Source organism: Virgibacillus sp. L01, assembly GCF_052246775.1.
GTDB lineage: Bacteria > Bacillota > Bacilli > Bacillales > Amphibacillaceae > Lentibacillus.
The window spans coordinates 142,402-165,394 of sequence record NZ_JBQQCP010000002.1; the positions used below are offsets into that span (position 1 = coordinate 142,402).

Below are 22,993 nucleotides of genomic sequence, written 5' to 3' on the forward strand. Positions count from 1 at the left end.
CTTCGTTGTGTTTATACAGTAAGAAAGGATTATACTTTCTCAACTGCTTAAATAGCCTTTGATAGTATTATAAATGAAAGCAACTGTAATTGTTAGTAAAATATGGACTATATTGTGACTTCTGCTATTGTTAAGCTAACAATATTTCATTTAATTTTGTTACAATGGTAAAAGATATGATTATGTTATACAAGGAGGCAACAGACATGGAATACCGTGTAGAAAAAGATACGCTAGGAGAAATTAACGTACCAGCTGAAAAATATTGGGGAGCTCAGACACAACGAAGCAAACAAAACTTCCCAATAGGTGACGAAAAAATGCCAACTGAAGTTATCAAAGCATTTGCTATTCTGAAGAAAAGTGCAGCGAAAGCGAATAGTGATTTGGGGTTGCTTGATAAGAAAAAAGCAGAAGCAATTGGCTTTGCAGCAGATCAGGTTATCGATGGTAAGTTAAATGACCATTTTCCATTGGTTGTTTGGCAAACCGGAAGTGGTACACAGTCAAATATGAACGTAAATGAGGTAATTGCCTATGCGGGCAATAAGTGGCTTGAAGATGAGGGCAGTGATTTAAAACTTCACCCAAATGATGATGTTAATAAATCACAAAGTTCGAATGATACATATCCTACAGCAATGCATATTGCCTCTGTTTTGAAGCTGGAGGATAAAGTTATTCCAGCACTGCAAACATTAAAAGATACATTTAAAGTTAAAATGGATGCCTTTCAGGACATTGTAAAAATTGGTCGCACCCATTTACAGGATGCTACACCACTAACATTAGGCCAAGAAGTAAGTGGCTGGCACCGTATGCTGGAAAAATCAGAAGTCATGATTACAGAGAGTGTTCATCATGTAAAAGAACTGGCAATTGGCGGCACTGCTGTTGGAACGGGTTTGAATGCCCATCCTGATTTTTCTGACGCTGTTTGTGAAGCAATTAATGAAATTACAGGGAAGAACTTTGTTTCAGCACCTAATAAGTTCCATGCACTAACAAGTCACGATGAAACAGTCCATGCACATGGCGCACTAAAAGGATTGGCAGCAGATCTGATGAAGATTGCCAATGATGTACGCTGGTTAGCAAGTGGACCACGTTGTGGAATAGGTGAAATTACAATTCCGGCAAATGAACCTGGAAGTTCGATTATGCCTGGTAAAGTGAATCCAACGCAAAGCGAAGCAGTTACAATGGTTGCTGCCCAAGTAATGGGGAATGATGCAACAATTGGATTTGCGGCAAGTCAAGGTAACTTTGAGTTAAATGTATTTAAGCCTGTAATTGCTTATAACTTTTTGCAATCCTGCCAAATTCTTTCAGATAGCATGCTATCATTTGATGAGCGTTGTGCAAAAGGTATCGAGCCAAATCATGAACAAATTGAAAAATACTTAAATGATTCGCTAATGCTTGTTACGGCATTGAATCCACATATCGGCTATGAAAACGCAGCAAAAATTGCTAAAACAGCTTTTGAAAATAATTCAACTTTAAAAGAGACTGCGGTAGAATTAGGGTTGCTAACCGAAGAACAATTTAAACAATATGTAAATCCAAAAGAGATGACATATCCAAAATAACTTATATTAAAAAGAGCTCATTACGATGTAATGAGCTCTTTTAATTGGCAGTTAAGAAAATCACCATGTCTGCTGAATGCGCAGCCGCCAACTAACATGAAGATTATTTTATAAAGCAAATTTGAGGTTTTGCGGATATTAGGGACCTTATTTGGCAGAAATCACAAAAATGGTGGTGTTTGCGGACACCAGAGACCTTATTTCACATAAATACAGTCAAATAACCATGATATATGTGAAATAAGAGCTTCTGTGTCCGGATAACTTCGAGAAGGTTACTTTTATATAGAAATAGCTCTCCTGTGACCGCTGAAAATCAAGTTAGAGAGGTATTTACATACAAAGTATAAATACTTTCTTACTACATAAGTGCAACTAAGGTTCATCTGCGTTAAAAGTTGGTGATAGGTCAAGTTTTCTAATCTATATTTGCAGACATCACTTATCTGGTTCTTTAAGCAACAATTACCAACAGTAATTTGTGATAAGTTTTGTGAATCTGCTAAAACTATGCTTACAGGAGGTGATAACATGGCTAATAACAACTCAAACAACTTAGTAGTACCTGGCGTACAACAGGCACTTGATCAGATGAAAACTGAGATTGCACAAGAGTTCGGTGTTCAATTAGGTCCAGACTCTACTTCACGTTCAAATGGTTCTGTTGGTGGTGAAATTACTAAACGCTTAGTGCAATCTGCACAACAGCAGTTCAGTGGACAACAACCTAAATAACCTATGGCTTAAAGGGATGCCCCTTTAAAGAATCAATAGTTAAGAGGGAAGTCTTTGTGACTTCCCTCTTAAATTTTAGCCTCAATTGGTATTATTTTCATTAATGCTTATAACTATACCCACAAATTTATTAACGAATGCGATTTTCAGTTTCCGTATCAAAGAAGTGAACCTTATTCATATCGAATGCTAAGTCAATTTCTTCACCACCGTTAATATCAGATCGAGAGTCAACGCGCGCAACAAAATCCTGCTCATTTACTTTCGAATATAGGTATGACTCTGCACCCATTAATTCAGCTACTTCAATCGTAGCTTTTATTTTTGTATCTGGAGTTGAGTCAATGAAAAGCGGCTCATCATGAATATCTTCAGGACGAATACCCAGTGTAACATCTTTATCAATATAACCTTGTTCCCGTAAAACTTTCATTTTACCTTCAGGAATTTTAACTTTTGTATCTTCCATTACGAAAAAGCCATCTTTCAATATCCCGCTTAAAAAGTTCATGGAAGGAGATCCTATAAATCCTCCAACAAAAATATTTTCCGGTTTGTCATAAACATCTTTTGGTGCCCCAACCTGTTGGATGTACCCGTCTTTCATAACAACTAGGCGTGTAGCCATTGTCATCGCCTCAGTTTGGTCATGTGTTACATAAATAGTTGTTGTTTGCAGACGTTTATGCAACTTCTGAATTTCTGCACGCATTTGCACACGTAATTTTGCATCAAGGTTTGATAAAGGCTCATCCATTAAAAATACTTTCGCGTCTCGTACAATTGCGCGGCCTAATGCTACACGCTGGCGCTGTCCACCAGATAATGCTTTTGGTTTCCGGTCCAGGTATGCCTCTAAGCCCAGGATATTAGCGGCGTTATTAACACGTTGCTCTATTTCATCTTTTTTAAACTTACGCAATTTTAACCCGAATGCCATGTTGTCATATACATTCATATGCGGATATAATGCATAGTTTTGGAATACCATTGCTATATCACGATCTTTAGGTGCAACATCATTCATTTTCTTATCATTAATATATAGTTCCCCGTCAGTAATTTCTTCCAATCCAGCGATCATTCTTAGAGTTGTTGATTTTCCACAGCCAGAAGGTCCGACGAATACAATAAATTCTTTATCTTTAATTTCTAAGTCAAAGTCATCTACAGCAATTGCCTTTTTGTCATATGATTTCTGAATGTGTTCCAAACGTAATTCAGCCATTATTTCTCCTCCAATTATGTAAACGTTTTTATAACATAATTGTAGCTAATAACTAGTCCAGCCGTAAATGGAAAAAGTGCACAAAGAATTTGAATTCTTTTGTGCACTTTTTCTTTCAATTTATAGACTTTCGTATTGTGAAAAATACTTGTGTGCTATGACACAACTCTGTACGTATCTTAGGACGGCTGGTGGCTCACGGAAAACGAGTATTATTCCACACTAAATATTACGAATCAGTTACCATTAGTCTGTGACCGTTTGGTTGCAAGGGGTAAGTAGCAATAAAATTTCCAAGCTAAGGCTTATTTTAACGGAACGAGGATCCGCCTCGACTATTTGACGGATCCTCATTTAGACTCGTTAGGTTTCCTTAATGAGCTTTTTATTTATAGTTATGGCAAGTTGTACTGTCATGGCCTGGTGAAATTGCCGAATATCGATACCAGTTTTTTCGGTGAATTTATCAAGCCTGTATTGTAAGCTATTCCGGTGCATGTACAATTCTTTTGCGGCAACTGACACATTTAAGTTACAAGCAATAAACATTTCAATCGTTTTTAACAGGTCCTTGTCGAGTACCGTTTCACCTAACACAGACTCAATTATATCAGCACGTGTATTACTTCCTATTTGATCAATAAATAAAAATGGAACAGCATCAATATAGGTGGATACAGTCTTGTCGGAATAAGCAAAGGTGGAACCAGCTCCGTTTAATAATATCTGGTGATACCTTTTGGCTGAGGATAATGAGTATAGATATGGACCAACAAAAAATTTAATCTTTACGTACAAGTCACTCATTAGTACGTCGATTATTTGTTCATATGATATGGCATCTTTTGGGTTTGTTTCTACGATAATTCCTTCATGGTCATTCTCAAAAAGTACTGGAACCTGTCTGGCATAAAATTCATTTATTGCTTCTTTAAAAGATTCAGGTTCAATTTGAAATGGCTGAAACGAAAAATAAATAAACCGATATGTTAATGAATTCGTGTTATCAGTTGTGTCGGTACTTATATAAGTTTTCCATTGCTGTTCTTCTGCAGTCATCTGGGGGATGGAAACATTATAGGGACGCAGGAAGATATGTAAAAGAGTTGTATCCTTTTCAGTAAGCTCTTTTCTTTCAATGCCGATAACCTGTCCACTGTCTGTCATAAACCATTTATAGTTATATTGGTTACTGTTAGATATATCATTATATAATACTAATGACGAAAAAATTTCACGTAGTTGTTCAATCATGAAAACGCCTCTTTCTATAGGGGTTTTTTCCATTATAGCAGTAACATTGAATGGAAAATTCAATTTTGCATTTTTAGCTATTTTTTAAAATAGTATACATGTGTCAAAACGTTTGTTATAGTTATTTTAGTTAGAAAATGAAGGAGGATATAACGTGCCTAATATTTATGATAGTGCGTACGATCTAGAAAAGTCAATTCGTGAAAGTGATGAATTCAAAAGTTTAAAAGAAGCATATGATGCAGTAATGAGTGATGAATCTGCCAAGCAAATGTTTGATAATTTCAGAAATACACAAATGGAATTACAGGAAAAACAAATGCAAGGTCAGGAAATCTCTGAAGAAGAAGTAGAACAAGCTCGTAAAGTTGTAGAAACAGTACAACAGCATGAAGACATTTCGAAATTGATGGAACAAGAGCAGCGTTTAAACCTTGTAATCAATGAAGTGAGCCAAATTATTACGAAGCCATTAGAAGAACTTTATGGAACTTCTGAAGAAGAATCAAACGAATCAAACCAATAATTAAGTACAAGCCCGCATCTTAAATGTTGCGGGCTTTTGTTATTTATAGGGTTATTACCCACATGAGTCTCCGTGAATTTCAGTTATATCAATAACTGGATCTTAAATCTGCATAGTGAAGGATAACAGGATTTCTAAATCATTTGATGCTCTAGATTCGCAAGTATATTCCGGATGCGTGGTCTACTACGCCTTAGTCTGTTTTGCAGTTTAGGATTTTTATCAAAACACCATTCTTTAAAAGGATTTTGTCTATAGGTGGCGAATAATATATTATGATAGAAATTTTTTGAAAAAGGGGATACTGTGATGAGTACTGTTTTATTCGAAAGCAAGAGTAATATATCTTACGTTACTTTAAATCGTGCTGACCGCTACAATGCACTTAATAAAGATATGCTTATGGAATTACTTGATGTGCTGGAGCAGATTGAAAAAAATGACGATAAAATTGTTATTCTTAGTGGGAATGGAAAAGCATTTTGTGCAGGTGGAGACATTAGCATGATGACGGAATTTGCTGATAAAAATTATTATGAAAACATAATGAAGACCATTGAAGCAATTGCTTTAAAGTTGTACATGATGCCTAAGATTGTTATATCAGCTGTTCAAGGGTCAGCTGTTGGCTTAGGTTTAAGTCTTGCGTTAACGGCAGATTATGTTGTTGCTCAAAATGAATCCAAGCTTGGAATGCTATTTATAGGAATCGGGTTAGCACCTGATGGAGGTGGACACTTCCTGTTGCGCGAACGTATTGGTACACATAAAGCAAAACAATTTATCTGGGGTAAGCAGCAATTAGCAGGGCCTGAAGCAAAAGCAATGGGTCTTGTAGATGTGCTTACGGATAAGCAAGCCATCGATCACGCAACCGAGTTGGCCAACCAGATGTTAGCTGCGCCAATTGTGGCAATGCTGAAAACCAAAAAGATGTATCATCAAAGAAATGAGCAAGAATTAATCTCCTATATGGAAGCTGAGCGAAAGTCACAATGGGCACTTCGAAATACGGAAGACCATCAGGAAGGAGTAAGTGCATTTTCAGAAAAACGTAAACCTTCATTTATTGGACGATAACTTGTTCTTATTATTACAATCGGTTTTGAATGCAAACAGGTGGCACTAAAAACATTTTATTTTTAATGCCACCTGTTTAACGCTGGGATTCGATTGTAGGAATGAATAGTGGTTTATCTGTGAAATAAAACTAATTTTGCATCAGGCGATACACAGCGATGTGTATGTTCACTGTAACCTTCTTCATCTAATTTTGCTTGGCCAATTTTTTTAGCCTCATCATTACTGGCAGCCTCAAAGGACTCATCAAGCAATATTTCCCCGGATTTGTCAAAGACTGTTAATACGTAAGTTCGCATTTTAGGTTCCTCCTAAAATTAAAAATTATGAAACTATTAGATAATGTAAACGTATCATAAAACGGGGAAGGAGAGAAGAAATTTGACATTAAAAATTAATGATGTAACGAAACGATTTGGTAAAAACACTGCAGTTGACCATCTTTCCATCAAAATTCCCGAAAAAGAGATGTTTGGATTTTTAGGTGGAAATGGTGCGGGTAAAACAACTACTTTTCGAATGGTACTTGGGCTATTGGATATTACGGAAGGCGACATTTCATGGAATGGAGAGTCAATCAGCTACGATAAAAGTCACTTAATCGGGTATTTACCTGAAGAACGAGGGCTATATCCTAAGCTGAAGGTTCGTGATCAGTTAATTTATCTTGGAAAACTTCGTGGTATGAGTAAAAGCGAAGTGGTTACAGAGCTTGAAGGCTGGCTTGAACGGTTTAAAGTACCAGAATATATGGATAAAAAGGTAGAAGAGCTATCAAAGGGAAATCAGCAAAAAATCCAATTTATTTCTGCTGTTATCCATAAACCGAAACTGCTTATTCTTGATGAACCATTTTCAGGTTTGGATCCAATCAATGTTGAAATGTTAAAAGAAGCTGTTGTAAACCTTAAGGAACAAGGAACATCCATTGTCTTTTCATCACATCAGATGGAACACGTGGAAGAACTCTGTGAACATTTATGTATCCTACATAAAGGAAAACCAGTTGTTCAGGGATCACTCCGGGAAATCAAAAAATCGTTTGGAAAGAAGAATTTAATTGTCCATGCAGACTTTTCAGTAGACTTCCTGAAGGACTATACCGGAGTTCTGCACTATAAAGCTGTGGCAGAGGGCTGTGAGCTTCAGATTGAGAGTGAGAAAGTTGCACAGAAACTATTTAAAGCACTCCATGGAAAAGGCTTTGTGCGAAAGTTTGAACTTGAAGAGCCAACTTTAAGTGATATCTTCATTGAGAAGGTAGGTGCTTCCTATGAATAAATTTTGGATTATTTTATCACATACGTATATGACGAAATTTAAAACAAAATCATTTTTAATCAGTACCATTATTTCGTTAGTGTTCATTGTTGCCATCTCTAACATCCAGACGATCATGGAAACATTCTCTGGAGACAAAGCCGAAATTGCTGTGATCGATGAATCAGGAGAGTTATTTACACCACTGGAGGAAAGTGTTGAAGGATCAACAGATGAGATGGACCTGATTGCATTTGATGGCGCAGAAGAAGATGGCAAAAACGCTGTACAGGAAGAAGAATATGCCGCGTTAATATCATTAGCGTTAACCGATGAAGGATTGCCTGAAGCAACCTACTTTGCCAATAATATTGCTGAAGCAGGGGAACAGTCAGTTATTCAGCAGCAACTTCAGCAATTAAAGGTGGCAGCAGCGACACAACAAGCTGGTGTTGATCAGGAAACAATTACCGAAATCTATTCACCTGTAACCTTTAATAAAGTTGCTTTAGATGATAGTGCAAAAACTGCAGAAGAATTGAATCAGGCAAGAGGAATTGTTTATGTCATGCTCTTCCTACTGTATATATCCGTAATCACATATGGAACGATGATTGCCAATGATGTCGCTACTGAAAAGTCCTCACGTGTTATGGAAATTTTAATTTCAAGCGCGTCACCAGTTACCCATATGTTTGCGAAGATTATCGGTATTGCACTGTTGGGACTGACGCAGGTTGGAATCATTATCGGCGTAGGTTATTCCCTTATTATGTCCAAACAAAATGAGCTAACTGGAGGCGTTTTTGATTACTTTGGAATTCAAAACACGTCCGCTTCCGTGTACATATATGCAATTGTATTTTTCCTGCTTGGATACTTACTGTATGCAACATTAGCTGCCATGCTAGGTTCGCTTGTAAGTAGAACAGAGGATGTCCAACAAATGATAATGCCGATGATATTCTTGGTCATGATTGCATTTTTTATTGCTATGTTTGGGCTTGAAGCACCGGATTCATCATTTGTTACGGTAACTTCCTATATTCCATTTTTCGCACCGATGCTCATGTTCCTGCGTGTTGGCATGCTTGATATTCCGATTTGGGAAGTCGCGTTATCCATAGGGATCCTGGTAGCAACAATTTTACTCTTTGCTGCAATTGGTGCAAGAGTTTATAAAGGTGGGGTCTTAATGTACGGCCGTTCAAGCTCACTTAAGGATGTGAAAAAGGCAATAGCCCTATCCAAGAAAGAATAGTATAGAAAGAGGCTGGGACAAAAGTGTTTTAGTCAAAGTAAAATCCGAACTATTATTCGAAATTCTTGAAATATATTTCGAATTGGTTCGGATTTATTTGGTGTTAGTAGATACTCAACTTTCGCATCTATAGAATAGGCTCAAATGGCTATCATTGATAAACTCAGAACGTTTTTTATTGTTGACTTGACAACATTGATAGAAGTTTTTTGTACACATAATATATAAACTGCGAACTAATTTTTAACAAGTTTGAGTGCTATTATACCGCTCCGAAAATACACTTCGCGCACCTAGGGCGGCTATGGGCCTTCTTGCTCCTACGTCGCTGCGTGGTCTTATCTAGGCCACAGCTCCCACAGGAGTCTACGTGTATTTCCTCCGCTGTTGATTGGAATAGGAATTGCTATAGAATAATTGTGTGACACCATACACTAGTCCGGGTGAGCGGACGGCGGGACGAGAGTTTATAAAGATTACTCCAGCAGTTAGTTCGCACTTTACATCAAATACGTACAGTTGATCCAAGGTCAACTCAAGTAGTGTATCTTCAGATTTTCTTATTCCTTCAAGGTTTATGCGTTAATATTACGCTCCGAAAGTTGAGTTAGATATAAATGCGACATAGTGAAGTTTTTTTGCATCACTCCGTCACCAATGCAACATCTGCTCAAGCCTGTACTTTCGCAGTTTTACTTGCCATGGTCTCACTTAACTAGGTTATGAGAACCGGTTGTTCCCACACTACATCGTATTTATATCAACTAGAGACAAAGACTTAATTTTAATTGACCTTTATACGAACGTGCATTCGCAAATAATTTTTGGTAAAATGAAAATAAAGAGTTATTTTAAAAAGAGGTGATCGTTTGGCGGAACAAATTTCATTTATTCATGCGGCAGATTTGCATTTGGATAGTCCATTCAAGGGGCTTGCACATATTCCGGAACATATTTTTAAGAAGGTAAGAAACAGTACATTTGATGCATTAGATAGACTGGTTCAATCAGCAGTTGATAAAAAGGTTGATTTTGTGCTGATTGTTGGTGACTTATTTGATAATGAAAAACAAAGCTTAAAAGCACAGGTGCGCTTGCGCAGAGCCTTTGAAGAGCTACGGCGCCATGACATAAATGTTTATTTATCCTATGGAAATCATGATTTTATCAATGGCAATATCCATCCTGTTACATACCCAGATAATGTTTTTATTTTTCCTAATGAAAAAGTATCTCATTTTACGTTTGAGAAAAATAATGATCCATCCGCTGCTATTTATGGATTTAGCTATGAAAATCGAGCAGTACTAGAAGAAAAAACGAAGGAATATCAGCGAATTTCGGGAAAAGTTCCATTCCATATTGGCATGCTTCACGGAAGTTTGCACAGTAATACAGATCACGATGTATATGCACCATTTTATTTATCGGATTTAACTAAAAGAAACTTTGATTATTGGGCTCTTGGCCACATTCACCAACGGGAAGTATTAAAAGAGAGCCCTCCTATTGTCTACCCTGGAAATATTCAGGGGCGGAACCGTAAAGAAACTGGAGAAAAGGGCTGCTACCATGTTGTATTATCCGAAACAGATACAACAATGACATTTATGCCGCTGCAGTCCCTTCAATATAATGCTTTAACTGTTGATGTTTCTGATTGCAGTGAACCTCATCAGTTGGAAACAAAAATTCAGAATGAAATAAATGAATGTACAAAGAATTCGGGGCCACAACTACTTCAGTTACTATTAAAAAGCAACCAGGATAATCTGCAAAATTGGGACGATGAACAAATGATGGATGAAGTAATTGAGCTTGTCAACGAAACGATCCTCCATCAGGCAAACTGGAAATATATTTTCCGTTATCAGGTCGAGCGTCTGTTTTCGATAGATAAAGAACTTGCACAGGGAGAGCACTTTGTAGGGGAAGTCATTCGCCACTTTGATGATGTATCCATCCAGTCGTATTTAAAGGAATTATATCAGCATAAACAGGCAAGAAAGTATATGGATACAATGACTAATGAAGACGAAATGCGCATTAAACAAAAAGCGAAACATATGCTTGTCCATGAACTTTTAAAAAATGGAGGTGATTAATTTGCAAATAAGACACGCAACTATTTATGGATTTGGAAAATGGGTGGATGACTCGATTGACTTTTCAAATGAATCATTTGTATGCGTATATGGTGAGAATGAATCCGGTAAATCTACATTACAGCATTTTATATTATTTATGCTATTCGGATTACCTCCAAAAAAACGGATATATTTTCGGCCCAAAACAAGCGGCAAAATGGGTGGAAGACTAACCCTATTTGATGATGACTATGGTGAATTTACGATTGAACGAATTGATGGAGTACAAAACGGAGCAGCTATATGTTACACGGCAGATGGTCAATCCTATGGAGAGGATTGGCTGCAGGAACGGCTGAACGGTATGACACAGGCAACGTTTCAATCTATTTTTTCATTTTCTGCTGCTGATTTAATCAATATACGAAACATGAAGGAAGATGAACTTGGTGAAGTGCTGCTTGGAGTTGGATTAACCGGTTCTAAAAACATACATGCTATTGAAAAGCAGTTGGAAAATAAAATTGGAGAACTTTTTAAACCTTTCGGGAAGAAACCTGAAATTAATCAGCAATTGGAAACGCTTGATGACTTATTCGCTACTTTACAGTCCTACCAAGAGACTGAGGCTACTTATCGAGATAAAAAATCAAACGTGTCAGCTATTTCTAATACTATGGAGAGGAATCAGGAAGAATTAAGAAGGGCTAAGGAGGAGCTCATTCGTATAGGGAAGAAACAGCAGGCCCTTCCAAGTATTAAGGCATATCAACGCGAGATGGAACACCTCACTGCATTCCCTGACGATATAAAGTTTCCGGAGAATGGAGTCGAGCGTTTTGAAACATTGAAGGAAAGATTATTGCCGTTAAAAAGTGAATTATCCGTGCTGCAGGACAATCAGAAAAAGTATGAAGAAAAGAAAGCTTCGCTAAAAGCCAGTTTATATGGGGATTTTGTATATGAAAATGCAGAAGCATTAATTCAGCAAAAACAACAATACATAGAGAATAAAAGGGAACTAGATAAGCAAGCTAAGTCAATAAAGAAACTGGATATACAAATTCAGACAGAATTAGATCAATTAAATATTGGAATTACACCTGAGAATTTAACCGAAATAAACCTGCCCTTTCATGTTGAAAAGTCGTGGAATCAGCTTAAAAATGATATGGATCAACTGAAGATAACTGAGGAACATATACAAGACGAGTACAGGCAGTTAAAGAAAAACAAGGACTATTTAGCCAGCCAACAGTCCGAAATTACTGATTCACTCCTGCGCGAGAACCAGATGAGTGAGTTAACGAAACGTATCAATGATTATCAACATCAGGAGTATTTAAAGAAAGCAAAAGAAGATACAATTGAGCAACAGAAAAACTGGAAGATAGTAAAGGAAAAGAAAGAAAAACGTACAAAGTTATTGCTGACAGCGAGTGTTGTCACTGCAATCCTTGTGGTTATTTTAGCATTTGTTCAGGGGCAGGAAGCATTATTCGGTGTTTCAGCTTTAATTCTAGCTGGTGGGATTATTCAGCAGGTCGTCAGCGGGAAATCAATGCGTGAAATGGAAAGCATGCTGCAACATAGGGAGAAAATTTCCAGCCGTGTAACAGATGAGGAAAGGTTGAAGGCAGAACAACTACTTGAAACAAATAATCAAAGGAAAAATGAGTTAGCTTCTCTAAAGGACCGGCTGCGGTCGATTGATATTGAATTGTTGCAGTGGGAAGAAAAAAAGAATGGTTTACAACAAAAGAAAGATCGCATAAATGAGATGGTGATTTCTCAGCATGAGCAATATCCATTACTAAAGCAAATTGAGATAATGTATTGGCCTGAGTTTTTCCATACATTGAAAAAGTTAATAGGCCTTGATCGTGAAAAAAAACAATTTAAAAGCCAATATACTGCATTAGAGAAAGAAATGAACAATTTTTATCAACAGCTATCTGTTTTTTACCAGGAAAGAAATTGGGAGACGAATCAAACAGTTGAACAAAAACTTGAAGAAATAGAGAGTTTCTTGACTGAACATCAAAATGTATTTAGATTAGTAGAACAATATGAAACTTGGATTAGTGAGAATGTTGATGAACAACGAGAAACGAAACAAAAAATGCACGTATATGAACAAGAAATAGCCGGATTAATTGCTTTTGCTAAGACAGAAACAGAGGATGAATTTCTAAAACAGGCAAAACAACTGGAAGAAAAGCAAAAACATGAAGCGGAACTGGAACAGTTAGCCGAACAGATTGCACGAATTTTGCCGAATAAAGAAGAATATAAAGCCTTATTAGAACAAGAGGATATTCAGGAAAATGAACTGGAAGTGTTACAGGAACAAATTACAGCACAGATAGACAAACTTGAAAATGAAATCGACCAGATGCGCCAGGAACGTGCAGATATTGATGCAGACCTTTCAAATATGGAGTCCTCTGAATCACATTCAGAAGTATTGCATCGTTATAATATGGAGCAGGAGCAATTAGAAAAATTAGCAGAAGAATGGTCAGTTTATAAAACTGCTAAAGAAATGCTAATTGAAACGAAGCGTGATTATCGTGATAAATATATGGGAGTTGTAATTGAAAAGACAACGGCTTATTTTAAAGTATTAACAGCAAACAAATATAAACATATCTATGCTCCAGAAGACAATATCCCATTTCAGGTGGAAACGGTTGATGGTATACGCTATGAAGCCCAGGAATTATCACAAGGAACCATAGATCAGCTATATGTTTCATTGCGTTTGGGTATAAGTGATGTAATGAGCGAAAAGCATCGTTTACCTTTTATAATTGATGACGCCTTTGTTCACTTTGACTTGGACCGTACAAAGCGGATAATAGAGATGCTGTCTGACGTTGCCACCAACCAGCAAATTATTCTGTTCACATGTAAGAGGGATGTTATGGATTTAACAGCGAATACAAATGTGATTAAATTGAGAAATTCTATTCGCATAAATTAGTTATTAATGATAAACTATTTTCAGATTACTGAGTCAGAATTTGACATTGTTTTCGGATGAATAATGCAGTTGGAGGGAAATCCATTGCCTAATAAAAACAGCCCAAACGATATAGAAAAATATGAAGAGACAATTGAAAAGTTTATTCAGGTGATTGCCAGAAACATGAATCTATATGGAATTACTTCCTCTGTAGGACGTTTATATGGTGTCTTATATTTTTCCAATCAGCCAATGACATTGGATGATATGCGCGAGGCATTAGTTATGAGTAAAACAAGTATGTCCACTGGTGTTCGTGCATTATCTGATATGAAAATGGTTGAATCTACTTTTAAAAAAGGGATACGAAAAGATTTATACCAATCAGAAGAAGACTGGTATAAGTCATTTACATCATTATTCGGAAATCGCTGGCGCCATCATACAGAAACAAATATTGAAGAGGCTGATGAAACTGTATCAGAACTGAACGCTATTTTAGAAGAAACGGATGATGAGGATTTAAAGCAGAAAATTCATCAGGATATTGAACGGCTTCAGTATGCACGAAATTATTATGAGTGGCTCATGCAAGTTATACAGTTAATAGAATCAGGGAAGATATTTGAGTACATTCCCAAAAATGATAAATAAAGAAAGGAATACACGAAGACTCCAGCGGGTCACCGGCTAAGACCGGTTCTGTTCGTCGAAGCAATGGCTTCAGAGGAATCTGAAGCGTTGCCCAAAGGTGCGCGTAGTGTATTTCCGTAGCGGTGCCACAGCACTTATATTATTTTTCAACTTTGCGTCTCAGCATTATATCAATTGTGCAGATTAAAAGTAACAAAACCTAAATAAAAAACACCGAAAAGAGATGGACATAGAAATGGCGTGACACATTGTAATGCCTTTGTCGGTCTCTTTTTGGTCTACGGGGAGGATTATTATGAAGAACGGAATAGGGAATTTTAGTATTGGTGATTCTTTTGATAATTTCATTTTAATAAAAGAATCCTCACGTGGAGTTACAAGTAACGGCAAACCGTTTCTTACATTAATTTTACGTGATACAACCGGGGAAATAGAGGCAAAGCTCTGGGATACCAATAAAGAAGATGAGGAGATATTTGTACCAGAACAGATTGTTAAACTTACTGGGGAAGTCAACCAATTTCGGGGGAAGTCACAATTAAAAATTACTTCTATCCGGCCAGCACAATCAACTGATGGTGTACAAGTATCTGACTTTATTGCAAAAGCTCCAGTAGAAAAAGAAGTGCTTATGGAGAAATTAACTGAAACCATTTTTGAAATGAAAAATCCGTCTATGCAACGTATCGTTCGTGCTTTTATAAAAAAATATCAGGAGGCACTATTAACCTACCCAGCAGCATCGAAAAATCACCATGAATATGTATCAGGTTTAGCACATCATATTGTAAGCATGCTTGCATTAGCAAAAGAGCTCCATAAATTATATCCGGAGTTAAACAAAGATTTACTGTACGCGGGCATTATATTACATGATCTTGGTAAACTTAAAGAGTTATCCGGTGTTGTTACAACTTCCTATACAATCGAAGGGAAATTGCTGGGTCATATACCAATGATGGTTGAGGAAATAGGTCATATAGCTAAAGAGCTCCAAATTGAAGGTGAAGAAGTCTTAATTCTACAGCATCTGGTGTTGTCTCATCATGGAAAGGCAGAATGGGGAAGTCCTAAACCCCCTTTAGTTCGAGAAGCTGAGCTATTACATTTAATCGATTTAATAGATGCTAAAATGAATATGCTAAATCGCTCTCTAGATAAAGTTAAACCTGGAGAATTTACAGAACGAATGTTTGCGATGGATAATCGAGCATTTTATAAACCACTTTTCGAGGAGAATTAAAGGAACATAATGGATTCCGTTTCCTATCACAAACATTGAAAAATGACCATTAATTTGTATGCATAAAATAAAGGACTCAAAGGAACGGTATGTGATATCAACTTGTGAAGTGGATCGTAGTTCCGCTAAATGGGTGAAAGGGACGTTACAGAAGATTAAAACAGATCCTGGTTCCGTTATTTATCCAATAACAACTAGAAATGTGGTTGAAAAGGGTGAATAGCGGAATGAGGATTACGTTCCACGATTAAAATAGGTGTTTTTCAGGAAATAGCGGAATCAGGATCCGCCAAATCACGGGATCTCGACTATGTCAGGAAATAAATACACTTTAAACGATCGAGTGCGAGTGTGTTATAGTTGTCATTTCAAATGTTGTGATAGGAAATGGACCCTGTTAGAGGAAATAGGTCATTTTTTTGGTCTTTTGTTCATATATATGTGATAGATGATGGACAAGGAGGGCTAATCTTGATAGTTGGAGTACCTTGGTGGGTTTTTATGATGATTATTTTTATATTTCTTAGTGGCTATATGGCTTTTAGGGCAATGCGTGCAGAAAAACAATTGGAACACCAATTTATTGAACGTGAAGGCAAGGTCTACATGGAACGTATGGAAGAAGAACGTAAACATAAACAGGATAGGGAGCAACATGTATCCCAATAAAAAGAACGGCTAATCCATTCAGTGATGGACTAGCCGTTTTTGTTTTACCCTTGAGCTTTGCCTGTCTTAGGTTGTTTAAGAATATCCTCTAATCCCTCTACCTTAATATCAACGTTAGCATCCTCAATTAATTTATTAATTTTTTCTCTTGCTTTTTGCGGATCCATACGCTGATTTAAAATACTGCGACGAATATCTTTTTTATTTTCTTCAAATGAACCGATATCTTTTTCTTTTTCACGCTTGTCCGTCACTTTAATAATGTGGAAACCATGCTGGGTTTTTACTGGATCACTTACTTTACCAACATCCATACTGTACGCGGCATCTTCAAATGCTGGTACCATTTTACCAGTTGAGAAGTATCCAAGTTTTCCGCCATCTTCTGCATTAGATTTATCTGTGGAATACTCTTTGGCCAGTTTAGCGAAATCGCCGCCATTATCTAACTTTTTCTTAACTTCTTCAGCAGTTTTTTTATCTTTTACCAAAATATGCTGTGCTTGTACTTCCGTTTTCTTACGCTCATATTGTGCCTTTAGCTCTTTTTCTGTAATCTCTATATCTTCTGCTACAGCTGCTTCTTGAAGAAGGCTGAGACGGAGCATCTTACGGAAGGCTTCTTCATCTTTAAATCCCTGTTGCTGTATAGCCTGCTGAAATCTGTCACCTAATTGATCTTTAACACTTTGAAGCTCTTTATCAACTTCTTCTTCGGAGACATCGTACTTGTTACTTAGTACTTCTTCTGTCACCAGTTGCTGCAGTACACTTGCACCGTGACTATCCTTTAATTCCTGGTAAAATTCTTCTTTTGTAACGTTTCCTGCACCTGATTCTGCAACTACTTTTGAACTATCATCTGAATTACACGCTGCTAAGCCCAGAACACTAGCTGATAGTGTGACAGCGATTGCTATTTTTTTCATGTGTGAACACTCCTAATCAATTTGTTTCAATAATTTTAAACTATTCATTAATATAACACTTTTTTTGCCAAAAAAATAGGTAGTGATTATCTATATTTTAGGTTACTACAATCAACACTTTTACGTAAGAAGTTATTAGCAATACAAGAACCATGATATTAATGACACGGAATACTGTAGATTGCTTTCTTTCTTTCATTTCCATTTTCATGCAGAATTGATGTGTTAAAGAATTAAAAATTAATAATATAAACACAGCATAAACAGGAAAAAGAATACTCATACGGAAAACCCCCTTAACAAACATACAACATACATAATTCATATTTAATACTGTATCAAAATATCGTCCTCATGAACAGTATTAATTGGTTTAATTCGTAGCTGTAAGGATAGTATAAATACGTTCTTACTGGATATGTGCTAATAAGGATTACACTTATTACAGTTTTCTATGCACAACCAAAAAGGGATCTGACTTAATATGTCAGATCCCAGTCATATTTAATTTTGTGTTTTCACTAAAATTGCAAATTCATCATTGCTGTTTTCAACAAAGGATCGTTTTGGAGCTTTTGAAATATTAATTACATATAAAAAGTCTGTAAAAGTCATTGCAATATGAAATGAAGTAAATAATAGAAAATATACATAATAGTCTACGAACATATAAGTTGCTAATCCGGCTGGTATGGTAACAAATAAAGTTGGTGCAATTGCAACTAGTAAAGAAACTTTTTTAGTCAATGGTTTTTTTGTATAATAATTAATAATGGGGAAGAATAAATTTTTTCGTTTATAGGTCAATCTTACTCGTTTATACATCATAATTAATGGTAAGATATGCATGAGCGAATGAACAGTTGGCAAAAAGAAAACTGCTATTATTAGTGGGATAATCCCAAATTCGTTCAAATTAACTGCACCATGTATAATTGAGAATGGTACATACAGAAATACGAATGATACTAGGCCAATCAAAAATGATAGAAGATATAACCTATTTACTCCATAGTCCTTATTAAAATTAATGGTTTTCCAGCAATTCATTTTTGATCCCTCCAGTAATATAATTCGCTAAAAAGCATGACTAATCCTTCAAGCATAATAGTACGTTTCATCGGAAAAATCAATAGTTTTTTCGTAAAAAAATAAGCCTTTTTTAAAAAGTCGATTGAGGACTGCTATGACAAGGGATAAAAGTATTAAAATAATTCGTCTGGGAGGTCAATTTTATTGGATAATTCAGAACGAAATGAAACATCGGCCTTTCATCTATGTTTACTAGCTAATGTTATTAATATGGAGCGGTTTCCATTAATTAAGTTAATTGTTGAAAATGATATTTCACGGACAGAATTTGAAGAGTTAATGACTCTCTTGGAAATGCTGGACAGTCAATTAGAGAAGCAAAAAGAAGAAGGCTTCTTGGATTATACTGGTTTGTTGGTTCATTTTGCAGGTATGCTCAATAAAAAGCTGTATCCGGATGAAACGATTTTCGCATTAAAAAAAGAAGGATATTATCCCTCTTTAGTCAACGAATTTATAAAGGTATTAAAGGAAAATGAAAAATAGAGAGTAACGTATTAACTCTGTCTCATGTTCCGGAATGATGACTCAACCTGTTTGTGAAAATCTATGATTTTTAATAACTTATCGTATGTGTTGTGGCCTTGTTCCATACCATGATGTTTAAGTTTTTCAAGAATGACCTCAAGTGAATCTTGCTGATGGTTAACTGCATCGAACCATTTACTTATATAGAAACTCATAAAGTTTTTAAAGAGTTCATTATTGGCTTCATATAAATCCTTTCGCACCCCTTTTTTCCACACACGGGTTACAAGGTTTGAATCGGACAAACTCCGTATACTTGTGCTCATAGAGGTCTTACTTTTACCCAATGCATCGCTCATATCATCTAAGGTCATTGGCTTTTCAGTTAAGTACATATAAGCAAAAAGTCTCGATTCCAATGGAGTCAAACCAAACATTTCAATTGTTTTAGCAAATTCTATCAATATTTTATTTGTAATGTTTTCTGATGTTGATTCCAACATAAAATCCCCCCAACACACTGCTACATAAAGATTACACTAAAGTGAATTTTATTTAAAATTAGTGATACAATAGCAAACAGGAGCAAATAGGAGTAATTTTAAGAATGAACGCGTAAAACTTTATACAGAATAAACTGTACGAAAAATACATACAAAATTAGTAGTACTTAGTGTTTGAAATATAGCTGTAATAAATATATAGTATTACAAGTGAGTGATGCTGTTCGGATCTAAATATTTTAGAAATCAGTTTCATAAAATACATGTGTGTAAAAAATAAGGAAAAAGTAGTGATACTAAATTCCTGGTCTTACAGGAGCAGTCATTATTTAAAAAGAGAGAGGTGAATGATGTGCCGGTAATTGATGTTAAAGGCTTATCAAAAGTGTTTGGCAGAAACCCTAAACAAGCTTTAAAGCTTTTGGATGAAGGGGTATCAAAAGATAAGATTTTGGAACAAACAGGTAATACAGTCGGGGTCAATCGAGCTTCTTTCTCTGTAGAAGAAGGCGAAATATTTGTCATTATGGGATTGTCCGGTAGTGGTAAATCAACCTTAGTACGATTAGTTAACCGTCTAATTGAACCTACTGAAGGCAGTGTTCTAATTGATGGCGATGATTTGGCTACTATGGATAAAAAATCATTGCGTAAAATTCGCAGAGAAAAATTAAGTATGGTTTTCCAGCGTTTTGCATTGTTTCCACATAAGACCATTTTGGAAAACGCAGAATTTGGTTTGGAAATTCAAAATGTTCCTACAGAAGAAAGAAAGAAAAAGGCACAGGAAGCATTGGAAATGGTAGGTTTAGCTGGGTACATCCATCAAACTCCAGGTCAGTTATCTGGTGGTATGCAACAGCGTGTCGGATTGGCACGTGCACTTGCTAACGACCCTGAAGTATTACTAATGGATGAAGCTTTCTCAGCTTTAGATCCCCTTATTCGTAAGGAAATGCAAGATGAACTAATTGATCTGCAAGAAAGTATGAAGAAAACAATTTTATTTATCACACATGACTTAGATGAAGCATTAAGATTAGGTGACCGTATTGCATTAATGAAAGATGGTTCCATTGTTCAAATTGGGACGCCAGAGGAAATTTTAGTTAATCCAGCAAACGACTATGTAGAAAAGTTTGTTGAAGATGTTGATCGTTCGAAAGTATTAACGGCACAGCATATTATGAAACGTCCAGAAACCATAAACATAGAAAAGCATGGTCCGCGTGTTGCGTTAGAACGTATGCGTGAAGAAGGGCTTTCAAGTATCTTAGTGGTTGATGGCAAGCGTAATCTGATGGGTTATGTAACTGCTGATGATGCATCTGAAGCAAGGAAGAATGAGGTACGGGATATTAAGGAAATATTACGTACAGATATTGAAAAGGTAGATAAGGAAACTTCCATGAATGAGATCTTTAATGTTATTCATGACTCACCAGTTCCTGTTGCAGTCGTTGAAAACGATAAGCTTGTTGGAATTGTTGTCCGTGGAGCTGTTATAGCTGCACTTGCTGGAGATGGCGAGGTGAATTTGGGAGATGCTTAATAACTTATTGGATTTTGTACCGAGAATACCAGTAGCACAGGGAACAGAATGGTTTACTGATAAACTGACAGATTGGTTTGCGTTCCTATTTGATCCCATTAAAGAAAATTTTGGAGTATTTATGGAATGGTCAGCAGATACGCTGATGTTGGTTCCCCCGGTCATTATTATTCTGATTGTCGCAATACTAGCCTTTTTCCTATCTGGAAAAAAACTTGGATTGACAGCGTTTAGTATAGTCGGTTTTTGGTTTATTTATAACCAGGGACTGTGGGAACAATTGATGAATACATTTACGCTAGTGTTAATATCCAGTATTCTATCTGTAATAATTGGTGTTCCTTTTGGCATCCTAATGTCTAAAAGTAAAACAGCCGAAGCGATAATCACGCCAGTTCTTGACTTTATGCAAACAATGCCAGCGTTTGTTTACTTAATACCGGCTGTTGCATTCTTTGGAATAGGAATGGTGCCAGGTATATTCGCATCATTGATATTTGCAACACCACCTACAGTACGCTTCACCAACTTAGGTATCCGTCAGGTTTCCAAAGAATTGGTTGAAGCATCTGATGCATTCGGTAGTACCGGATCACAGAAATTAGTAAAAGTAGAATTACCAATGGCAAGAGCAACCATTATGGCTGGTATTAACCAGACAGTTATGTTAGCTTTATCAATGGTAGTTATCGCATCAATGATTGGTGCGCCCGGACTTGGAAGAGAAGTTCTGTCATCACTACAACGTGCACAAGTTGGGACAGGATTTGTTGCAGGTGTTGCAATTGTAATACTTGCAATTATTATTGATCGGTTCACACAAACAGTGAATTCGAAGAGTGATTAAGTTGGTACCTTTTCTTAACGAAGAGTTTCCATATATAAAAATTAAAGAAAAAGGGGAGATTTATAGTTATGTTTAAACTTAACTGGAAACGTCTCGGTATTGCTACCGGACTTTCATTATCATTATTTGCAGCAGGCTGTGGTTCAGACGGCGGTTCAGGAGATTCCGGAAGTGAAGGTGGATCTGACGGTGAAGCAGCTAAAGTCGGTGAAGGCAAAGAAGTAGAACTTGCTTACGTTGAGTGGGATACAGAAGTTGCATCAACAAATGTTCTAGGAAAAGTATTGAAAGATCTTGGCTATGATGTAGAGATGACGCCGCTTGATAACTCAGTAATGTGGGAAGCTGTTGCTACTGGTGAAGCAGATGCAATGGTAGCTGCATGGTTACCAGGGACACACGCTACACAGTATGAAGAATATTCAGACCAAATGGAAGAGCTAGGTGTTAACTTGGAAGGTGCTAAAATTGGTGCAGTTGTTCCAAAGTATATGGATGTTAATTCCTTAGCAGATCTTGATTCACAAGCTGATCAAACAATCACTGGTATTGAGCCTGGTGCAGGCGTTGTAGCAGCAACAGAAGAAGCAGTTAAAACCTACGAGAACCTAAGTGACTGGGAAGTCAAAACATCATCTAGTGGTGCTATGGCTACCGCTTTAGGTGAAGCAATTGAAAATGAAGAAGAAATCGTTGTTACTGGCTGGTCTCCACACTGGAAGTTCCAAAAATATGACCTGAAATATTTAGAAGATCCAAAAGGTGTATATGGAGATGCTGAAACAATCGAAACAATGGCTCGTAAAGGACTAAAAGAAGATCTTCCAAATGCATACAAGGTTATTGATGCATTCAAGTGGAGTTCTGCAGACATTGAAAGTGTAATGCTTTCAGTCCAAAACGGGACTCCTGTTGAAGAAGCTGCAGCAACATGGGTTGAAGAAAACCAAGATAAAGTAGATGAATGGACTTCAGGAGTAGAATAAACAAAATAATAAAGGCCGATACTAAATGTATCGGCCTTTAGTTTAGAAAGTTAGTTACT

Annotated in this window: 23 protein-coding genes; 16 read left to right on the top strand and 7 right to left on the bottom strand. The window is 36.5% G+C overall.

All coding sequences use genetic code 11. The features are described from left to right. Window positions 1–206: 206 nt before the first annotated feature. The gene (gene fumC / locus ACTWQM_RS05760; RefSeq protein ID WP_443257232.1) at window positions 207–1,592 is read left to right on the top strand and encodes a class II fumarate hydratase; all 1,386 of its coding nucleotides are present in this window, start codon (window positions 207–209) and stop codon (window positions 1,590–1,592) included. Between the two features lie 531 nt (window positions 1,593–2,123). Next, window positions 2,124–2,327 (top strand): alpha/beta-type small acid-soluble spore protein, encoded by a 204-nt coding sequence (locus ACTWQM_RS05765; protein WP_209478983.1) that lies wholly within the window; start codon window positions 2,124–2,126, stop codon window positions 2,325–2,327. A gap of 130 nt (window positions 2,328–2,457) precedes the next feature. On the opposite strand, the gene ACTWQM_RS05770 is transcribed toward ACTWQM_RS05765, so the two are convergent. Beyond that, on the bottom strand, window positions 2,458–3,555 hold the full coding sequence (locus tag ACTWQM_RS05770; protein ID WP_443257233.1) for an ABC transporter ATP-binding protein: 1,098 nt from the start codon (window positions 3,553–3,555) through the stop codon (window positions 2,458–2,460). 363 nt (window positions 3,556–3,918) lie between these two features. Continuing rightward, a complete protein-coding gene (locus tag ACTWQM_RS05775) occupies window positions 3,919–4,809 on the bottom strand; it encodes a PucR family transcriptional regulator (RefSeq protein ID WP_443257234.1) in 891 nt (296 codons plus the stop codon). Between the two features lie 154 nt (window positions 4,810–4,963). Here ACTWQM_RS05775 and ACTWQM_RS05780 point away from each other — a divergent pair, with 154 nt between their 5' ends. Beyond that, window positions 4,964–5,335 carry a YlbF family regulator gene (locus ACTWQM_RS05780; protein WP_443257235.1) on the top strand — a complete coding sequence of 124 codons (372 nt, stop codon included), beginning with the start codon at window positions 4,964–4,966 and terminating at the stop codon, window positions 5,333–5,335. Window positions 5,336–5,644: 309 nt separating this feature from the next. After that, the gene (locus tag ACTWQM_RS05785) at window positions 5,645–6,415 is read left to right on the top strand and encodes an enoyl-CoA hydratase (RefSeq protein ID WP_443257236.1); all 771 of its coding nucleotides are present in this window, start codon (window positions 5,645–5,647) and stop codon (window positions 6,413–6,415) included. A gap of 113 nt (window positions 6,416–6,528) precedes the next feature. Here the strand turns inward: ACTWQM_RS05785 and ACTWQM_RS05790 are convergent, their stop codons facing one another. Next, complete coding sequence (locus tag ACTWQM_RS05790) at window positions 6,529–6,714, bottom strand: YhzD family protein (RefSeq protein ID WP_443257237.1); 186 nt, start codon at window positions 6,712–6,714, stop codon at window positions 6,529–6,531. Window positions 6,715–6,796: 82 nt separating this feature from the next. Between ACTWQM_RS05790 and ACTWQM_RS05795 the strand changes: the two genes are divergently transcribed. The 8 genes from ACTWQM_RS05795 to ACTWQM_RS05830 all read left to right on the top strand — a co-directional run bounded on the left by ACTWQM_RS05795 (window position 6,797) and on the right by ACTWQM_RS05830 (window position 16,557). After that, on the top strand, window positions 6,797–7,696 hold the full coding sequence (locus ACTWQM_RS05795) for an ABC transporter ATP-binding protein (protein ID WP_443257238.1): 900 nt from the start codon (window positions 6,797–6,799) through the stop codon (window positions 7,694–7,696). Then, the gene (locus ACTWQM_RS05800; RefSeq protein WP_443257239.1) at window positions 7,689–8,936 is read left to right on the top strand and encodes an ABC transporter permease; all 1,248 of its coding nucleotides are present in this window, start codon (window positions 7,689–7,691) and stop codon (window positions 8,934–8,936) included. The genes ACTWQM_RS05795 and ACTWQM_RS05800 overlap by 8 nt, the downstream gene beginning before the upstream one ends. A gap of 869 nt (window positions 8,937–9,805) precedes the next feature. Further along, complete coding sequence (locus ACTWQM_RS05805) at window positions 9,806–11,041, top strand: metallophosphoesterase family protein (RefSeq protein ID WP_443257240.1); 1,236 nt, start codon at window positions 9,806–9,808, stop codon at window positions 11,039–11,041. Between the two features lies 1 nt (window position 11,042). Next, on the top strand, window positions 11,043–14,009 hold the full coding sequence (locus ACTWQM_RS05810; RefSeq protein WP_443257241.1) for an AAA family ATPase: 2,967 nt from the start codon (window positions 11,043–11,045) through the stop codon (window positions 14,007–14,009). 84 nt (window positions 14,010–14,093) lie between these two features. Further along, complete coding sequence (locus ACTWQM_RS05815) at window positions 14,094–14,645, top strand: GbsR/MarR family transcriptional regulator (protein ID WP_443257242.1); 552 nt, start codon at window positions 14,094–14,096, stop codon at window positions 14,643–14,645. Between the two features lie 295 nt (window positions 14,646–14,940). Then, on the top strand, window positions 14,941–15,888 hold the full coding sequence (yhaM, locus tag ACTWQM_RS05820; RefSeq protein WP_443257243.1) for a 3'-5' exoribonuclease YhaM: 948 nt from the start codon (window positions 14,941–14,943) through the stop codon (window positions 15,886–15,888). A gap of 58 nt (window positions 15,889–15,946) precedes the next feature. After that, window positions 15,947–16,111 (top strand): hypothetical protein, encoded by a 165-nt coding sequence (locus ACTWQM_RS05825; protein ID WP_443257244.1) that lies wholly within the window; start codon window positions 15,947–15,949, stop codon window positions 16,109–16,111. Between the two features lie 248 nt (window positions 16,112–16,359). After that, window positions 16,360–16,557, top strand: a complete 198-nt coding sequence (locus tag ACTWQM_RS05830; protein WP_443257245.1) for a sporulation YhaL family protein — start codon at window positions 16,360–16,362, stop codon at window positions 16,555–16,557. Between the two features lie 44 nt (window positions 16,558–16,601). Here the strand turns inward: ACTWQM_RS05830 and ACTWQM_RS05835 are convergent, their stop codons facing one another. From ACTWQM_RS05835 to ACTWQM_RS05845, 3 genes are all read right to left on the bottom strand, one after another. Next, window positions 16,602–17,486 (bottom strand): peptidylprolyl isomerase, encoded by an 885-nt coding sequence (locus ACTWQM_RS05835; RefSeq protein WP_443257246.1) that lies wholly within the window; start codon window positions 17,484–17,486, stop codon window positions 16,602–16,604. A gap of 97 nt (window positions 17,487–17,583) precedes the next feature. Further along, entirely contained in the window at window positions 17,584–17,769 is a 186-nt protein-coding gene (locus tag ACTWQM_RS05840; protein ID WP_443257247.1) for a hypothetical protein, read from the bottom strand. Window positions 17,770–17,990: 221 nt separating this feature from the next. Further along, on the bottom strand, window positions 17,991–18,536 hold the full coding sequence (locus tag ACTWQM_RS05845; RefSeq protein WP_443257248.1) for a DUF3267 domain-containing protein: 546 nt from the start codon (window positions 18,534–18,536) through the stop codon (window positions 17,991–17,993). Window positions 18,537–18,722: 186 nt separating this feature from the next. On the opposite strand from ACTWQM_RS05845, the gene ACTWQM_RS05850 reads away from it, so the two are divergent. Continuing rightward, the gene (locus ACTWQM_RS05850; RefSeq protein ID WP_443257249.1) at window positions 18,723–19,064 is read left to right on the top strand and encodes a DUF1878 family protein; all 342 of its coding nucleotides are present in this window, start codon (window positions 18,723–18,725) and stop codon (window positions 19,062–19,064) included. 11 nt (window positions 19,065–19,075) lie between these two features. On the opposite strand, the gene ACTWQM_RS05855 is transcribed toward ACTWQM_RS05850, so the two are convergent. Then, entirely contained in the window at window positions 19,076–19,549 is a 474-nt protein-coding gene (locus ACTWQM_RS05855; RefSeq protein ID WP_443257250.1) for a GbsR/MarR family transcriptional regulator, read from the bottom strand. A 352-nt stretch (window positions 19,550–19,901) separates the two neighbouring features. On the opposite strand from ACTWQM_RS05855, the gene ACTWQM_RS05860 reads away from it, so the two are divergent. The 3 genes from ACTWQM_RS05860 to ACTWQM_RS05870 all read left to right on the top strand — a co-directional run bounded on the left by ACTWQM_RS05860 (window position 19,902) and on the right by ACTWQM_RS05870 (window position 22,934). Continuing rightward, a complete protein-coding gene (locus tag ACTWQM_RS05860) occupies window positions 19,902–21,101 on the top strand; it encodes a quaternary amine ABC transporter ATP-binding protein (RefSeq protein ID WP_443257251.1) in 1,200 nt (399 codons plus the stop codon). Further along, the gene (locus ACTWQM_RS05865; RefSeq protein ID WP_443257252.1) at window positions 21,094–21,948 is read left to right on the top strand and encodes an ABC transporter permease; all 855 of its coding nucleotides are present in this window, start codon (window positions 21,094–21,096) and stop codon (window positions 21,946–21,948) included. The genes ACTWQM_RS05860 and ACTWQM_RS05865 overlap by 8 nt, the downstream gene beginning before the upstream one ends. Window positions 21,949–22,016: 68 nt before the next feature. Beyond that, window positions 22,017–22,934 carry a glycine betaine ABC transporter substrate-binding protein gene (locus ACTWQM_RS05870; RefSeq protein WP_443257253.1) on the top strand — a complete coding sequence of 306 codons (918 nt, stop codon included), beginning with the start codon at window positions 22,017–22,019 and terminating at the stop codon, window positions 22,932–22,934. The last annotated feature ends 59 nt before the right edge of the window (window positions 22,935–22,993 follow it).

Bases quoted from the DNA above. Each gene is read 5' to 3' on its own strand.
- ACTWQM_RS05790 (WP_443257237.1), bottom strand. From the start codon at position 6,714: ATGCGAACTTACGTATTAACAGTCTTTGACAAATCCGGGGAAATATTG.
- yhaM (WP_443257243.1), top strand. From the start codon at position 14,941: ATGAAGAACGGAATAGGGAATTTTAGTATTGGTGATTCTTTTGATAAT.
- ACTWQM_RS05800 (WP_443257239.1), top strand. From the start codon at position 7,689: ATGAATAAATTTTGGATTATTTTATCACATACGTATATGACGAAATTT.
- ACTWQM_RS05870 (WP_443257253.1), top strand. From the start codon at position 22,017: ATGTTTAAACTTAACTGGAAACGTCTCGGTATTGCTACCGGACTTTCA.
- ACTWQM_RS05770 (WP_443257233.1), bottom strand. From the start codon at position 3,555: ATGGCTGAATTACGTTTGGAACACATTCAGAAATCATATGACAAAAAG.
- fumC (WP_443257232.1), top strand. From the start codon at position 207: ATGGAATACCGTGTAGAAAAAGATACGCTAGGAGAAATTAACGTACCA.
- ACTWQM_RS05825 (WP_443257244.1), top strand. From the start codon at position 15,947: ATGCATAAAATAAAGGACTCAAAGGAACGGTATGTGATATCAACTTGT.
- ACTWQM_RS05775 (WP_443257234.1), bottom strand. From the start codon at position 4,809: ATGATTGAACAACTACGTGAAATTTTTTCGTCATTAGTATTATATAAT.
- ACTWQM_RS05845 (WP_443257248.1), bottom strand. From the start codon at position 18,536: ATGAATTGCTGGAAAACCATTAATTTTAATAAGGACTATGGAGTAAAT.
- ACTWQM_RS05840 (WP_443257247.1), bottom strand. From the start codon at position 17,769: ATGAGTATTCTTTTTCCTGTTTATGCTGTGTTTATATTATTAATTTTT.
- ACTWQM_RS05835 (WP_443257246.1), bottom strand. From the start codon at position 17,486: ATGAAAAAAATAGCAATCGCTGTCACACTATCAGCTAGTGTTCTGGGC.
- ACTWQM_RS05765 (WP_209478983.1), top strand. From the start codon at position 2,124: ATGGCTAATAACAACTCAAACAACTTAGTAGTACCTGGCGTACAACAG.
- ACTWQM_RS05865 (WP_443257252.1), top strand. From the start codon at position 21,094: ATGCTTAATAACTTATTGGATTTTGTACCGAGAATACCAGTAGCACAG.
- ACTWQM_RS05785 (WP_443257236.1), top strand. From the start codon at position 5,645: ATGAGTACTGTTTTATTCGAAAGCAAGAGTAATATATCTTACGTTACT.
- ACTWQM_RS05855 (WP_443257250.1), bottom strand. From the start codon at position 19,549: ATGTTGGAATCAACATCAGAAAACATTACAAATAAAATATTGATAGAA.